We start from the raw sequence: 15765 nt of genomic DNA, 5'->3' as shown, positions 1-15765 counted from the left end.
GTGAATGCCCCCCGTAGCTGTTGAAAATTCTCAACAGCTACGGGGGCTTCTTCATGGGCGCATGGGGCGGTTTGTTGTGTCGCGTAGTTGTGTCGCGGGGAGGTTGGAGCGAGTCCGCTGGCGTCCAAACGCCCGTGGTGACGACCTCAGAAATATATTTGGGAAGTTGTGGATAACCGTGTTGCTTCCCAGACATAAACGCTATAATAGTGGTATGGGCAGTTCAGAGAATTTCCCGGTCGGCTGGGATGATTCATCCACCACAGTGAGTGTGGCGGACCTGATTGCCGGGCTTGCTCTTCCTACTATTGAACCTCTTGCCTCTGACAATGCTGCCATGGCCGGGTTGCCTGATTTGCCGCTTCCCGAGCCCCGCCGTGGTAGCCGCCGCGACCGCACTGCTGGTGGCCCCTCTGCCGGCACTGCCGAGGTTCCCGACACTGCCGGGTCCGCCGGTGCTGGCACCGGCCACCGGACTGACAGCTCTTCCGGCCCTTCTGACCCTTCTGACCCTTCTGACTCTCCTGACACTGCTGGATCTGTTGACTCCGCTGGTGCTGGTGGTGTGGGGTCGCGTTTGGAGGGTGTGCGGGCGTTGATGGATGGTTGCACGGACGCGATCGCGGCGTTGCATAAGCATCAGAATCAGTGCGCAGCGTTGGCGGCGGTGTTGATTGCCCGTCTTGAGTCCACGGCCGTGCTCGAGGGCGGGATTCTTGGTGTTGATGCGTGGCAGGGCGATCTGGCGCAGATGTCGATGCGGGCCGATCTGGCCGGGATCCTCTCGGTGTCCGAGAGTGTCGCGGGGCAGTTGATCTTGCACGCGGGCACGCTCGTGAAGTATTTACCGGCCACGATGGCGTGTTTGAGCGGTGGCGGGTTGGGTTGGGACTACGCGGTGATCATCGCGGAGGAAACCAGCTTGCTGCGAGAGACTGGATCACCACAGGAAACGATTGATGGGTTTGAGGAGTTCTTGCTGGGCAAGGCCGTCGATTGCACTGTGCCGAGCTTCAGGGAGAAGGCCCGGCGCCGGCGTGAACGGTTTTACCCGGAAACGATCACCCCGCGGACCCGGCGTGAATATGGTCAGCGGCGCCTGGGGATAAGGCATTCACGGGACGGGATGTCATGGCTGAGCCTGTACGCACCGGCCCCGACCATTGAGGGTATCTGGGATCAATGCACCCAAACCGCCCAAGCAGCCCAGGGCCCCCACGAAGACCGCACCCTGACCCAGCTCCGCGCCGATATCGCCGCATCCCTGCTGCTGCACCAGACCATGGCCGAAAACCAGATCCACGCCCCCGCACAAACCAACACAGACACCGACACCGGCACCAGTGCTACTGAGGGCGCTACCGGCACTGCGAACGGTGCTACTGCCACCCGCGGTACAAATACCGCCACTGGCGGCGCTGCGGGCACTGCGGGCACTGTCGTGGTGGTGCCTGGTGATGGCCAGGGGCCGTGGTTCGCACCCACAGACCCGGCAGCCGGCGGGATGCCCCCGGACCCTGGCCCGGACCCGGATCTTGGTGCTGTGGAGATCCCTGCCGGGCTGATACCTGTCTTTGACGACCCAGACTATTCCAATCCCGGCTTCAGGGACCCCGATATCCGTAACGGTCCCGACTGGGACCCGACAGCGATACCACCGACCCTCACCCCAACCCCCACCAACGCCAGCACCAGCACCGGCTCCGGTAGCGGTAGCAGTGCGGACCTGGGCTCCAGTACCGGTGGTGAGGGGACAACTGCGAGCAACACCAATACCAGTACGGTCACCGGAGCCACCGGCACCGGTGCCGCCACCAGCAGCAGCAGTACCGGCAACAGTCCGGTGGGGCCGGTGTGGCCGCCGATGCCGCAGGTCACCCCGGTGGTGTTGATTCCTGTGTTGTCGTTGCTGGGGGCGACGAATGAGCCGGCGTGGTTGGAGGGGTCGGGGCCGATCAGTATGGAAGTCGCCCGGCACTTGGCGGCAGGGGCCCCGTCGTTGTTGCGGGTGTTGGTTGATCCGATCAGCAATGAGCCCCTTGATGTGGCCCCGGAGCGGTATCGGATTGGTCAAGCGATGCGTACGATGCTGCAGATCAGGGATGAGTACTGCCAGTTTCCGGGGTGTTTGGTGAAGGCCACGAACTGCGAGGTCGACCACATCAAGAAGTTCGAACACGGCGGCCGGTCCATTTACGACAACCTTCAGACGTTGTGTCATCGCCACCACGTCCTGAAGCATTTCAAGGACGACAGGACCCGTACCGGTGAGTGCCGGACAGATCAAAGCCCGGAACGAGAAGCGGTGCGTCTGCGTGGCTGGACACCGATCATGGTCAACGGAGGCGTCGGGTGGACCTCACCAACCGGGCGGTACTACCCGCCGAAGATCGGTGACACGCAACCACCGGTCTACCCGGAATGGTTAATGCAACACATCAACAAGAACCTCAGGGCGCAAGCCCTCCACGACACCCCCGAGCCCCAACCCACCGCCAACCCCGACAACGCCGCCGAGCTGCATGACCCCCAGGACCCCCAGGATCCCCTGGACTTCCTGGACTTTGAGTTCCTGGACGAGTCCGACATCCCAGGCTCCGACCAGGACTACAACCCCTACGCCCAAGCCCTCCCGGAACCACCACCAGGAATCTTCGCCAACGACGAAGAACAAGCCGCCCTCGACGAAGAAACCATCAACGACTACCTCACCAGCAACCCAGACACAGCGTGAAGAATTCGCGTAGCTCGAAGGAAACCTCGACTTTGACGGTGAAAACAGCCTGATTGCCCTTGTCAGTTCCTTGGGCATCAGGCTTTTGCTCGCTGTGGGGGAGGGACGGTTGGCGAAGCGCACATCGAAGGTGCTGCATTGGCGATCAATGCATGAGCAATTTCCACCGGCTTTAGCTTTGGGATTCAAGCCAGGCGCTGTGGCCGCGGAGTTATTACAGGGAACTTTGATGTCATCCAAAATGCTGGCAAAGTGTAAAAGGACAATGCCATTGGCGGACAATGTCTGCACTCTCCTTGGCGAAAATGCAGTCGGAACGCTCTCGGACATGTGTCGGTTCCTCGGGTGCAAGGTGGGACGGAGACAATCTGAAACACAGGCTGCCGGGTGGCAGCACCCACAGGGGCGCGCCGGTGGATTGGGCTCCCGGAAGGTAAAAAATCCAGGGCTGCCCACCAGTCGTCGAAACGTTGATCGGGCCACGAATTCCATTGTCAATGTCCCTGCTTCGCCTCCGATCGCCAATAAGGCCAATTAGTGGATAAACTGGTGCAGGTTTTGCTGCAGGCAACGCACGAATTATCAAGATTGAAAGAGGATGAACTATGTCCATGACGCCGGAACAGGCCACGTGGTTTGCAGGAACGTTTGAAAAGTTGGTGTCCAACGTTGGTCAGGCAATCCTCGGCAAGTCTCACGTCATCAGCCTGACACTTGCTGCGATGCTTGCCGAAGGCCACGTACTGCTGGAGGACGCTCCTGGTACAGGCAAGACCATGCTGGCGCGGGCGATCTCGGCAACCGTGAAGGGTACGAATTCGCGCATCCAGTTCACGCCCGACCTGCTGCCCTCCGACGTCACCGGCGTCATGATCTACGACCAGAAGTCGCAGGAATTCGAATTCCACAAGGGACCCATCTTCGCCACCATCGTCCTTGCCGATGAGATCAACCGCGCGTCGCCAAAGACGCAGTCGGCTCTGTTGGAAGTCATGGAAGAATCCCGCGTGACAATGGACGGCACCACGTATGAGACGGGCCGTCCCTTCATGGTGCTGGCGACCCAGAACCCAATCGAGCAGGCGGGCACCTACCGCCTGCCGGAAGCCCAGCTTGACCGCTTCCTGATAAAAACCTCCATCGGCTACCCGGACCACGCCTCCACGGTGCAGCTGCTCTCCGGCTCCGGCCAGCGAGACAGGACGTCAACGCTGCAGGCGATCATCACCCCGCAGGCTGTCGCCGAAATGGCCGACCTGGCGTCAACAGCCCACGCCGATGCCGCTGTGCTGGAATACATTTCGCGCCTCTGCGAGGAGACTCGCAACGCTCCTGAGACGCGATTGGGCGTCTCGGTTCGTGGTGCAATCGCCATGGTTCGCATCGCCAAGGTTTGGGCCGCCGGGCGTGGCCGCAGCTACGTCCTGCCTGACGACGTGAAGGAACTTGCACCTTACGTGTGGACGCACCGTTTCGTCATGGATCCCGAAGCTGAATTTGCCGGTGCCACGCCTGAAGTTATCCTGAGCCGGATCCTGGCAGAAGTAGCGGCCCCCCAGCAACGGGCCTCGGTCTGACACCGAGGCGGCACGCAGCATGCCCAGCGACAGCACATCCAGTTAAAGGTTAAAGATGAGCATGAAGTCCAACGCAGGAAAGGTGGGGAAGTTTCTTTCCCGGCCCTTCCACCGCGAAGGCACACCCACACGCCTGCATCCCACATCCTTGTGGCGCGAAGCGGGCAAGGTCGCCAACATCTACGTGGCCCCGGTGTGGTCCAAAGTCACTGCATGGTGCAAGCGCTACGTCGCTCCCGTGCTCGCAACCATCAGCACCCTCGGATTTGTGGTCATGGGTGCGGCCTTGGTTTTGTGGATTCTTGGCGCAATCTTTGGCTGGCAGGAGGCGGAGATCGCGGCCCTGTTTGCGGTCCTCCTGTTGTTGATTGCGATCGCCTTCATCCTCGGTAAGTCAATGTATGCGGTCAAGCTCGACCTGGCGCGCACCCGCGTCGCCGTCGGGGACAACGCCGTGGGCAGCATCACCGTCGCAAACACATCCCCGCGCACTGTGCTGCCCGCAGCCCTGGAACTTCCGGTGGGCCAGGCAACTGCGCTGTTCCACCTGCCACGAATGCAGGCGGGGCAGGTCCATGAGGACCTCTTTACCATTCCCACCACGCGCCGCGCGGTGATCACGGTGGGACCCGTGCGTTCCGTGCGCACCGACCCCCTGCAGCTCCTGCGCCGCCAGGTGTTGTGGACCGAACCCTCCGATCTTTATGTGCACCCGCGCACCACTTCCCTTGACGGTCCCGCAGCCGGATTCCTGAAGGACCTTGAGGGACTGACCACCAAGGACCTCTCAAGTTCCGACATTGCCTTCCATGCGCTGCGCGACTATGTCCCCGGCGACGACCGGCGCCACATCCACTGGAAAACCACGGCCCGCACAGGCAAGCTGATGGTCCGCCAGTTTGAGGAAACCCGCCGTTCGCACATGGCAGTTGCCCTGTCGGTGAATACGGATGAGTACGTGCACGACGACGACCTGGAGTTGGCGATTTCGGCTGCGGCCTCGCTGGGCCGCCAGGCGATCAAGGAAAACCGGGAGCTGAGTGTGATCACCCAGCGTGGACCCATTCGCTGTGAAACGGGCAGGAATCTCCTCGACGACATGACCCGGTTGCAGGGCCACAACCGCCGGGGCACCTCCGTGGACCTGGCCCGCGCGCTTTCCGATGCCGTGCCCAACGCATCGGTGGTGTTCTTCGTGGTTGGTTCCAAGGTCACTCCCGCGCAGTTGCGCAGCGCCGCCGCCTCGGTGCCGCCGGGAGTTCGCGCCTTTGCCGTGCGCTGCTATTCAGGGGCGCAGCCAGCCCGCGCAAACATTGCAGATCTCACCGTCCTGACTCTCGGCGATCTGGCCGATCTTTCCATAGTGCTCAGAAAGGCCGTCGCGTGAGCGCCCGCAGAAACGCGGCAGCACAGCCGCAGGAAAACCAGGCAGCATCCCAGCGGGAGTCCCGTGAGCAAAGCCGAACCCGACGCCGGACCCAGCCGCAGGAACGCCGGAGTCCAGCCGCACCCACCCGCAGTCCTTCGGCTTTTGCCGGGGGACGGCTCCGGTGGCATTTCCTCATCGACGGAGTCGTGCTGGCAGTCCTGCTCGGCGTTGCCGTCCTTGGTTTTGGCCCGACGTTTGGCCATGATTCCCAGTATTTGATTGCAGGCTTTGGCGCCATTGTGCTGGGCCTGGGCGTCGCCGCCATTGGCTCCCACTGGCGCCTGGGCCTGATCACCATGGTCGGGCTCGGCTTTGTGGTCTACATGCTTTTCGGCAGTGCCCTGGCCGCACCGGACGAGGCCATTCTTGGCTTCATCCCCAGCCTTGCCTCATTGCGCGGGCTCCTGCTGGGCATCATGCTCTCCTGGAAACAACTGCTGACACTTGCCGCGCCCGTGGGGACGAGCGTGGACGTCATGGTCGTTCCGTACCTTTCGGCCTTTGTGGCAGCCATTGTTGCGGGCACCCTCGCCTGGCGGCTGCGCAACGCCTACTGGACCATGGTCCCCGTCGTTGTTTTGTTCCTCACCGCCATCGTGTTTGGCACGGCCGAGGTCTTCCTGCCGGTCTTGCGTGGATCATTGTTGACGGTGGGTGCCATCGCCTGGTTCGCGTACAGGCATGAACTGCTCCGCCGTGAAACCGCGGGTTCAATTTCAGCCAATCAGCAGGTTCAGGACAAGGCGGGTGCGCGCAGCTCACTGCTGCGCCGGATAGGCATGGCTGCCGGTGTCATCCTCGTCGCCGGCGCCGTCACCATGACAGCAGCCCCGGCCCTGACCGGAAATGCCAGCCGCGAAGTGCTGCGCGACGCAGTCATCCCGCCGCCTGACCTCCACGAACTGCCGTCACCGCTGACCAAGTTCCGTGACTATGTCAAGAATGAAAAAGACACCGTCCTGTTCGACGTTGAGGGCCTGCCCAAGAACGGCCGGGTCCGGATCGCCGCCATGGACAACTACGACGGCGTCGTGTTCAACGTGGACCCCAACAGCTCAGCCTCCTTTGCCCCGATCGGCGACGCCAAGTCGCCTGCCAACAACGTCGACGGCAACGGGACCGCCGTCGACGTTGTCATTGACGGTTACGGTGAAGTCTGGATCCCCAGTGTTTCGGAGGCGCAGAGCCTCAGTTACCAAAGCGCCCAAGACGACTCTCCGACGTTGTACCTGAACAAGGAGTCGGGCACTGCGCTCAATCTGGCCGGCGTTGCCAAGGGGGATGAGTACAGCATGGATGTGCAGTTTCCCAATACAGGTCGCGACAAACTTGCTGGCGCTGATTTTGGTTCCGTCCGGCTGCCCAAGCTCGAAAACGTGCCGCCGGTAGTGGGCACCAAGGCCAACGACATCGTGGGCGAGGCCGATACGCCCCTGAAGAAAGTCCAGGCACTCGAGGGCGCACTGCAGAGTGAAGGCAAGTTCAGCAACGGGCTGGAAGGCCAAACGACCTCCAACTCCGGCCACAGCGCTGCACGCATCACCAAGATGCTCAGCGGCAAGGAAATGGTCGGCGACGACGAACAATACGCGACGGCCATGGTGCTGATGGCCCGGCACTTGGGCATACCCGCCCGCGTGGTCATGGGTTTCTACCTCGACGGGAAGGACCCCAACAACGGTGCCGATACCGTCAAGGTCAAGGGATCGGACGTTCACGCCTGGGTTGAGGTGAACTTTGCCGGACAGGGTTGGGTGCCATTCAATCCGACGCCGGACAAGGACCACGTGCCCAACCCGCCCGAGCCGCAAAACGCGTCGAAGCCGAAGCCGCAGGTGCTGCAGCCTCCGCCCCCGCCGCAGGAGCCGGCCGATCTGCCCCCTGACAGTGCACCCGACGCGCTTGACACCGACGGCAAAAAGGACAATCAGGCCGGCATTTGGGGCACGATCCTCATGATCGTGGGGGTGGCCGCCATCCCGATTGCGATCATTGCTCTGCCCCTGATTTTGATTGTTGCACTCAAGACCAGACGTCGAAAGAAGCGCCACACCACCGGACTGCCCACAGACCGGGTCGGGGGCGGCTGGTCGGAAGTGCTGAGCCTGGCAACAGATCTCGGTGCCGGCGTGGACAACAACGGCACTCGCCGGGAGACGGCTGTGTCGCTTTACAGTGCCTTCCCGGCAAGCCAGTCAAGCACCGCGTTGTTGGCCGAACGGGCTGACGCGGCCATTTTCGGTCCGGGGCAGCCCAGCGAAGAGGATGTCGCCACGTATTGGCAAAACGTGGACCACTCCGTCAAGGGCATGACAGGGTCGGTAGGCTTCTGGAAGCGGCAACGGGCAAAGTTCTCTCCACGGTCGCTGCTGGCTGATGCGAAAGCACGGGCCGGCAACAAAACACGTGAGCGCAGTCTTCGGACCAGCGACGCAGTAAACAGCAGTGGCGTGGCACATGGCCAGGGCGGGGCGGATACACGCTCCAAGCTGGCACGGTTTCTGAAGAAGTCCTAAGAAGGGTACTAAGCAAATGGCGCATAAAGTGGCGGATCCCTGCCGGAACTGCGGGGCAGCCATCCCACCCGGCGCGGCCTTCTGCACCTTGTGCGGAGCGACCGTGACGAACCGGGCTGCCACGCCGGCGCCTTCCTCTGTGCCCTTGGGCGGTCCGTCGAACAATCCGTTTGCCGCCCCGGGTGGTGCCGGAAGCGGCGCCGGAAGGAGCCCGTTTGCTGGCGGACACGGCGGTGCCCAAGGCAACGCCAACGCCGCGCTGGCACCAACAATCACACCCGGATTGGCTCCTGGCGGCACGTCCCGTGATGGCAGGGGTTCAAACGAGTGGGGCGGACAAACGCCGAACTCCCAGCAGCCCGCGGTCCCGGGCATCATTCCCGTGGGGATGGGAACAACGGGACCGTTGGTGGCGCCGCAACAAGTCGGCGTCGATCCCCGCATTGCTGCCGCGACCGCCCTGGCAGTTGGCGGGGCCGGCCGCCGGCTGTCCGCCAAAATCATCGACGGGGTTCTGCCAAGCATTCTGCTGGGCGTGGCTGCCGGCGTTGGCGCCCTCATGATCAAGACAAAGAACGTCGGCGAATTCGTCGAACTCGACCTGACGTGGCTTCTGATCCTGACAGGCATCGCCAGCCTGCTCTCCGTTGGCTACGGCATTTGGTTGTGGCTGTGGGAAGCAAGGTCGGGCAAGACCCCCGGCAACCTCATGCTGGGACTGCGCACCACAAACATGGAGGGGCGACCCGCAGGACTGCTGGCCATTTTCCTGCGGTACCTGATCATCGGGGTGAGCGGCATCATTCCCACCATCGGTCCGCTGCTGGTCATCATCTCCAACGCGTGGGACTCGAACGACAAAAAGCAGGGTTGGCACGACAAGGTCGCCCACACACTGGTGTTCAACGTGAAGAATGGGCGGGACCCCCTGGAAACAGGCGGGATCGCCGAGCGGGAGAACTTTGTCCCGGCAGCCGTGCCAACCATTTCTGAGGTGAGGTCCCCGTTGGCCCGCCCGGCGGCAAACCCTTCAGCTGTGGGCCAGGGTGCATCGGGACAGGGTGCCTTCACTCAGGGCGCTTTTATGCAGGGAGCCTCAGGGCAGACCAACCCAGCGCCCGGAGCTTCACCGCCCGGCATGGCCAATGCTGCGCCATCCCCGGCAGGTCAGGCAGCTGGGCTGGCCGACGCGCCCACACGGGGCGGGTGGCGCAGGAGGAAGAAAGACGCCGTCGTCGACCCCTTTGCGCCTCCGGTGGTGCAGTTCCAAAACCAGCCAAACCAGCAGAACCAGCAGTTCCAGAACCAGCAGGGCCAGCCACAACAAGGCTGGCAGCCTCCGGGCCAGGCGGCACAGCAGGACAATCCCTTCGCTTCGCCGTCGGCCGCGGACCCCCGGAATCCTGTGGACCAGGGCCCCATCACGTCCGTGCCGGGTGCTATCCGCAATACTCAGCCGGAGCCCGGAGGGCAGCAGTTAGGCCAGGCACACCAGCCCCAGCAGTTCGGCCAACCGCACCACCAGCAAAACTTTGCCTCCGGGCCCAACACAGCTCACGCTAGGCCGCCGGCCCAGACCGGACATCCTGCCTTTTCCGCTCCTCCGGCTCCTCCGGCAGGCGGGCAGCCGACAGCACTGCCCGCAAACATCCATTCGCCGGCCACTGACCCTGGTGAGGACGCAGGGGAGACCCGGGTCCGCCCGGTGGCCCAGAATCCAGCGTTGCGGCTGACGTTTGATGACGGCCGTTCCGAGGACGTCAGCACTGTTGCCCTGATTGGCCGCAACCCCGCCGGTTACGATGGAGAGATGATTTCGCGCCTTATCTCCATTCAAGACTCCAGCAGATCCGTGTCCAAGACACACCTGCACCTTCGTGTGGGCGGGGAGGGGCTCTGGGTGACCGACAGAAATTCGACCAACGGCAGCACCGTCACCAACACCTCCGGCGCGACGACCGCACTGGCAGGCGGCAGCCCCGCACTGGCAGAAGTTGGCTCCAAGGTTCACTTTGGTGACAGGTCCTTCGTGGTGGGGCGCGCGTGAACCCGGTTGACAGCAATGCCGAAGACACCCCATCGAGCCTGCGGCTCAGCTTTGGTTTCGGCACCGACCGCGGTTTGCGCAGGGAACTAAATGAGGACTCTTTCTTGGCCGCGGATCCCTTGTTTACGGTCGCCGACGGCATGGGCGGGCACGAAGCGGGCGAAGTGGCCAGCCGTGAATGCATCGCAACACTGAGTAAGCAAGGCTTCCTCACGGCAGCCTCTAGAACGGCGACGGCGGCGGACCTGCAGCAGGCCTTGCGCCAGGCCGACGCACGGATCCGCGATCTCACCAACTCCAAGGCGGGCACCACCGTCACCGGCGTGGTCCTGGTGGAGGAACGCGGGGTCCCGTACTGGCTCGTCTTCAACGTCGGCGACTCCCGGACCTACCTCCTGAGCCAAGGCGTTTTCCGCCAGATCAGCGTGGACCACTCAGAAGTCCAGGAACTTGTCGACAGCGGGTTCATCACCCCGGAGCAGGCACTGGTCCATCCACGCCGCCATGTGGTGACACGCGCACTTGGCGCCGGCTCGGACACGGAAGCAGACTTCTGGCTGGTGCCCGTTGAGGAGGGGGACAGGATTCTCGTCTGCTCGGACGGGCTGTCGGGCGAACTCAGCGACAGCCAGATCCACAGGGCGCTCAGCACCCTGAGCCACCCCCAGGACGCGGTCGACTCGCTCATCCAGGCTGCCCTGCGCTCGGGGGGCCGCGACAACATTACAGTCATCGTGGTCGACGCCAGCCATCTCAACAGTGCTGGTGCGGAGGACACCCTGAACAAGCCCCGAACGGCCCAGATGGCAGTCCTGACCGCAGACGATGACACCCTGCCGAGGATACTTCCGCCGGAGGAGATCGTTCCGCAGGCAGTCCTGGAAACCATCCCCGAGCACGTGTTGGAATCCATCCCGGAATCCGTGCGGACCCCCGAAAAACCAGTCCAACCAGTCCCATCCGCTGCAGTGCAAGAGCATGCTGCAGCCCCCTTGCACGAGGAGAATCATGGTTAGCACCACGTACAGTACTGGATCCTGGCTTGGAATTGTGCGCTCGGGATCGGTCATCGTCTTGGACGGACAGACCGATCCGGACATCGTCAACCACCTTTGGGACTACCTCGGCCAGGAGCCCACAATTCACGGCGTCCTCAATGAGGTGACGGAGAGATTTGGCACGGGCCTGACAGGCATGCCCGACTTCGCCGTCGTCGTCCAAAGCGACAGGCTGCATGCCATCCTGCGCGGCGACATCACCCTGCTCGCCCACTCAGGAGCCGGCACCGAGATGGTTTCGGGCCGCGACGTCACCACCTGGAGCGAACGCTCGCTGCCGTCGGCCGACTCCATCGAACTGACACTGGCCGAACCCGGTGCCGGTGACGGGACGCTCGTCCTGCCCTTGGGCGAAGGCGTTGTGCTCCTGCAATCGCTGACCATCCTCAGCGGGTCTGCCGGGCCCCAGATTTCCAACACGTACGACGGCGACGAGTCGGCAACCGTGCCAAGCGGTGCCGAAGCTGTGCCCCCGGCCGCAGACGCACAGCTTTTCGTCGCTGACGCCACACCGTTTGCCGCGGCCCCCGTCAACGAGGTGGCAGCCGAAGCGGAATCGTCCGCTGACGATGCCCCGGAGCTGAAATCAGACCCAGAGTGGGAAGCCGAACCGGAGAATGCCGGCGAGGCGCCCCGCGACGAAGCAGGCAACTCGGTGCCTGAGATCGCAGAGGATGATGACACAGAGTCTGAGAGTCCCGTGGATGAAGAACCAGACTCTGACATCCCCCTGGATGATGACTCACTGCCTGACAGCTTCGGCATCTTCGACGGCCTTGCCGAGAACCCTGCCGAATCCGAGCCGGCACTATTCGGGTCCTCCGATGAACCAGCACCCGACTTTGAGTCTGCCGACGAGTTGCCCGACGCCGCAAGCGTTTCCGGCCACGACGAACCGGATGAGGTGCACCCGGACGCAGACAATTCGGACCTGGGCATCCCGGAAGCAGAGCATCCTGACGCACATGTCCCAGATGCAGATGCAGGTGACTTGGCCGGAGCCGGTTTGGATGAGGCAGACCATGACGATGACGAGACGCTGGCAAGTTTCGCCAAGGCCGCCGAGGCTGCCGACGCCGAATGGAATGCCCAGCTGGCACCCATGGACGTTGCAGCCCTCCATAGCGCGGAGGACGACTTAAGCCTCACCATCCGCCCGGACATGGGCGACGACGTGGGCCAGTCGGACGATGCGGCTGAGAACGACGAAGCGGACCAAGAACCTGAGCAAGATCCGGAACAAGAACCGGAAGAAGCAGCGGGGGAGCCGGAAGCCGCAGACAGCTCCGCAACACCGGCGGACGTCGAATCGGGCACAACGCCTGAGGAGCCTGCTGACGACGGGTTCACGATCAACTACGACTACTTGTTTGGTGCCACAACAATGGCCCAAAGCGTGGAAGCTGCTGCCGTCAGGCTGGATGAAAACGGCCAACCCGTCAGGCCGGAAAACGCCGAACCCGTCCTGCCCCCGCTGCCCCCGCTGCCGCCGCAGCCGCCCATGGCCGGCAATGGCGAAGCCGCGCCCTCCGGCACCGACACGACGGCAGATTCTGACGTGCCCGCCGATGGCGGCCAGCCCGCCACTTCGGATGATTCTGCCGGCAGCGACCTCCAGGCACATGCCGCCGGTGGCGCCCCCGCGCCGGAAGCCTCTGCGTTCCAGCCGCCGGCAGGGGAGCCTGAAAGCCTGCTGATTGACTCGGTTCCGTGGGGCAACTCCGGCAGCCGGGCACAAGCTGCCAACCCCCAGCCTGCCCAAGCCGAACCGGCAGACTACGTAAATGCCCAGTCCGCCCAGGACGCAGCCGGTCAGTACGATCCAGCGCTGGATGATCCCGCGCCGGGCGCAGCGGCAGGCGACGCGGCGACGCCGTCGAACGGGTCCGTCAACAATGGCGGCAACGTCAACGGCGGCTACGACCCGGACCATGACGGGCACACAGTTATGCGCGGTGACTTCAGCCGGGACGGACAGCCGACGGCTGCCGAATCCCTGGAATCGCGTCCGCCAACGGGCCCGATGGTTTTGGCACGCATGTGCCCCAACGGCCACGCCAACCCGCCAAGCCGGTCGCTGTGTTCCGGTTGTGGCGCCGCAATCAACTCGGAACCTCGTGAAGTGGGCCGGCCGCGCCTTGGCACCATGCACATTTCAACCGGCGAACTGGTGGAACTTGACCACTCGCTCATCATCGGACGCCAACCCTCAGTCTCCCGCGTGATGGGTGGCGCCATGCCGCGCCTGGTCCAGGTCAAGAGCGGCAACGACGACATTTCCCGCTCGCATGTGGAGGTCCGCCTCGACGGCTGGGAGGTGCTGCTTGTCGACCTCAAGGCCACCAACGGCACAGTGCTCGTCCGTGAAGGCCAGACTCCGCGCCGCCTGAGCCAGGGTGAAGAGGCAATCTTGCTGAACGGTGACATTGCCGAATTGGGTGACGGTGTTTCGCTGCTCTTCGACGGTCTGCTGTGAGTGCCAGGCGTCCACCGGCAGCGCCACCCGTCCTGCCCGGCTACAGCTTCCTCTCGGTGTTGGGCTCGGGCGGGTTCTCGGACGTCTACCTGTATGAGCAGGACAGGCCGCGGCGAAAAGTTGCCGTCAAGGTGCTTACCGCCGACCTGAAGACCAAGGGGGCCAGGGCCAGTTTTGAGTCCGAGGCCAACCTCATGGCCAGGCTGTCGGCCCACCCGTACATTGTCACCATCTTCGAGGCCGAGATCACCGAGTCCGGCCATTCGTACCTGGCCATGGAGTATTGCTCCCGGCCGAGCCTTGACGTGCAGTACCGGCAGGGCCGCTTCAGCGCCGACAAGGCACTCGAAATTGGCATCCAGCTGGCCTCGGCAGTGGAGACCTCGCACCGTGCGGGCATTGCCCACAGGGACATCAAGCCCGCCAACGTCCTGGTCACCGACTACAACCGGCCCGCCCTGACTGACTTTGGCATCTCAGGCGCCATGGACCAGGTGCAGGCCGACGGCGGCGGCATGTCAATCCCGTGGTCGCCGCCGGAGTCTTTTGGCACCGGGGCAACGGACGGCATCAAGGTGGACATCTGGGCCCTTGGCGCCACCATCTACACGCTGTTGGCCGGCCACTCGCCCTTTGTAGTCCCCGGGGCCGACAATTCCCAACGCCAGTTGATGGACCGCATCAATTCGGCGCCCCTGCCACCTTTGGGCCGCGCCGACATTCCCGAGGCGCTGGAATTGGTGCTGGCCACGGCCATGGCCAAATCACCCAGCTCACGGTACGGCACAGCCAAGGATTTTGCCCGCGCATTGATGCGCGTGCAGGCGGACCTGAACTTGTCAGTCACCCCGTTTGAGGTGCAGGAGGAAGTCGCAGCCCAGGATGCACGCCCGGTGGACCAGGCGGAAGCGACCAGGGTCCGCAGCATCGTCTCCATCGATCCGGATGCCGGCACCTCCAACCCCACCTTCCCCTCACGTCAGGGCACCGGCCAAGGGGCCGGTGCCACGGGCAGGGGCCGGGGAACCACAGCCGATGGCGGCGGCAACCCGGCCCGGAACCAACCCGGCGGCCAACCCGGCGGCACGAACCCCGGCGGCACCGGGTCCAGGGACACCGGGGCCAACTCTGGTTTCAACAATGGATCGCACACAGGATCCACCACGGGGTTGACCCGCAACGGCCAGACGATGCCCTCGCAGCGGACGGAATTTGCCCCGAACCCGAACCCAGGTGCAGGCCGGACCGCAGGCGTGGAGCAGCCGTCGGGCGGGCCGGCTTCATCCGACACCGTGGACGGTCCGACTTTTCGCAGGGGCTTTTCCAACATGGCGTCGCCGACGGAATGGAACGATTCCGTTCCCCACCTGAGGCAGTCCGCGCCCGGACCCGGCTTTGCCCCTGACACCGGACATGCCCTCGACTCCACCGTCCAGCGCAGCGAGCTGCTTGCGCCTGCACACCAAGGCCAGGAGCATGCGCCTGCCCCACAGGCACCTGCGGGTAAAAAACGCTTGTGGCTGGGACTGGGTTCCGGGGTGGTGCTGGTGGCCGCCGTCGTGGTTGGAATTGTCATCTTCATCAATGCCGGAGCCCCCAAACAGGACGACCAGGATTCCGCGCAGCCGTCGCCGAAGCCCACGGCACTTGTCATTGGCGCCGACGTTCCGGCCGTCACGGAGCTGACAGCCACTCCCAAGAATGGCGGCTCCGAGTGGACATGGACCAACCCCGAGCCGCAGGCTGGTGACAAGTACCTGTGGGCCTCGGTCAGCGCCGTCGATTCCGGCGAGTTCAAGCCCATTGCCGAGGCCAGGGCATTTGTCGTCAACGGCTCCAACGACGAATCCTGCATTTCCGTGAAACTTGTCCGCAAGAACGGCCAAACGTCACCGGAGACCAAACAGTGTTCCTGACCACCGAAACCA

8 protein-coding genes and 1 pseudogene are annotated in these 15765 nt (G+C 63.6%); all 9 read left to right on the top strand.

The features are described from left to right. The first annotated feature begins 4 nt into the window (after positions 1–4). The gene (locus tag AC1L6K_RS16735; protein WP_480949962.1) at positions 5–2734 is read left to right on the top strand and encodes an HNH endonuclease signature motif containing protein; all 2730 of its coding nucleotides are present in this window, start codon (positions 5–7) and stop codon (positions 2732–2734) included. A 605-nt stretch (positions 2735–3339) separates the two neighbouring features. Next, positions 3340–4311 carry an AAA family ATPase gene (locus tag AC1L6K_RS16730; protein WP_480949961.1) on the top strand — a complete coding sequence of 324 codons (972 nt, stop codon included), beginning with the start codon at positions 3340–3342 and terminating at the stop codon, positions 4309–4311. Positions 4312–4366: 55 nt separating this feature from the next. Continuing rightward, positions 4367–5698, top strand: coding sequence for a DUF58 domain-containing protein (locus AC1L6K_RS16725; protein ID WP_480949960.1), 1332 nt, complete (start codon positions 4367–4369; stop codon positions 5696–5698). Beyond that, positions 5695–8256 carry a transglutaminaseTgpA domain-containing protein gene (locus AC1L6K_RS16720; protein WP_480949959.1) on the top strand — a complete coding sequence of 854 codons (2562 nt, stop codon included), beginning with the start codon at positions 5695–5697 and terminating at the stop codon, positions 8254–8256. Before AC1L6K_RS16725 ends, AC1L6K_RS16720 begins: the two co-directional genes overlap by 4 nt. A 16-nt stretch (positions 8257–8272) precedes the next feature. Beyond that, positions 8273–8356, top strand: a pseudogene (locus tag AC1L6K_RS16715) (zinc-ribbon domain-containing protein); the annotation flags it as partial. A gap of 3 nt (positions 8357–8359) precedes the next feature. Further along, positions 8360–10303, top strand: a complete 1944-nt coding sequence (locus AC1L6K_RS16710; RefSeq protein WP_480952806.1) for an RDD family protein — start codon at positions 8360–8362, stop codon at positions 10301–10303. Beyond that, on the top strand, positions 10300–11319 hold the full coding sequence (locus tag AC1L6K_RS16705) for a PP2C family protein-serine/threonine phosphatase (RefSeq protein ID WP_480949958.1): 1020 nt from the start codon (positions 10300–10302) through the stop codon (positions 11317–11319). The genes AC1L6K_RS16710 and AC1L6K_RS16705 overlap by 4 nt, the downstream gene beginning before the upstream one ends. Then, a complete protein-coding gene (locus AC1L6K_RS16700) occupies positions 11312–13837 on the top strand; it encodes an FHA domain-containing protein (protein ID WP_480949957.1) in 2526 nt (841 codons plus the stop codon). The genes AC1L6K_RS16705 and AC1L6K_RS16700 overlap by 8 nt, the downstream gene beginning before the upstream one ends. Then, complete coding sequence (locus AC1L6K_RS16695) at positions 13834–15753, top strand: serine/threonine-protein kinase (protein ID WP_480949956.1); 1920 nt, start codon at positions 13834–13836, stop codon at positions 15751–15753. The genes AC1L6K_RS16700 and AC1L6K_RS16695 overlap by 4 nt, the downstream gene beginning before the upstream one ends. The last annotated feature ends 12 nt before the right edge of the window (positions 15754–15765 follow it).

The sequence above is a fragment of the Specibacter sp. BI4 genome, from assembly GCF_056680095.1.
Note: the sequence above shows the minus strand (reverse complement) of the source record. Positions and strands in the feature narration are given on the sequence as shown.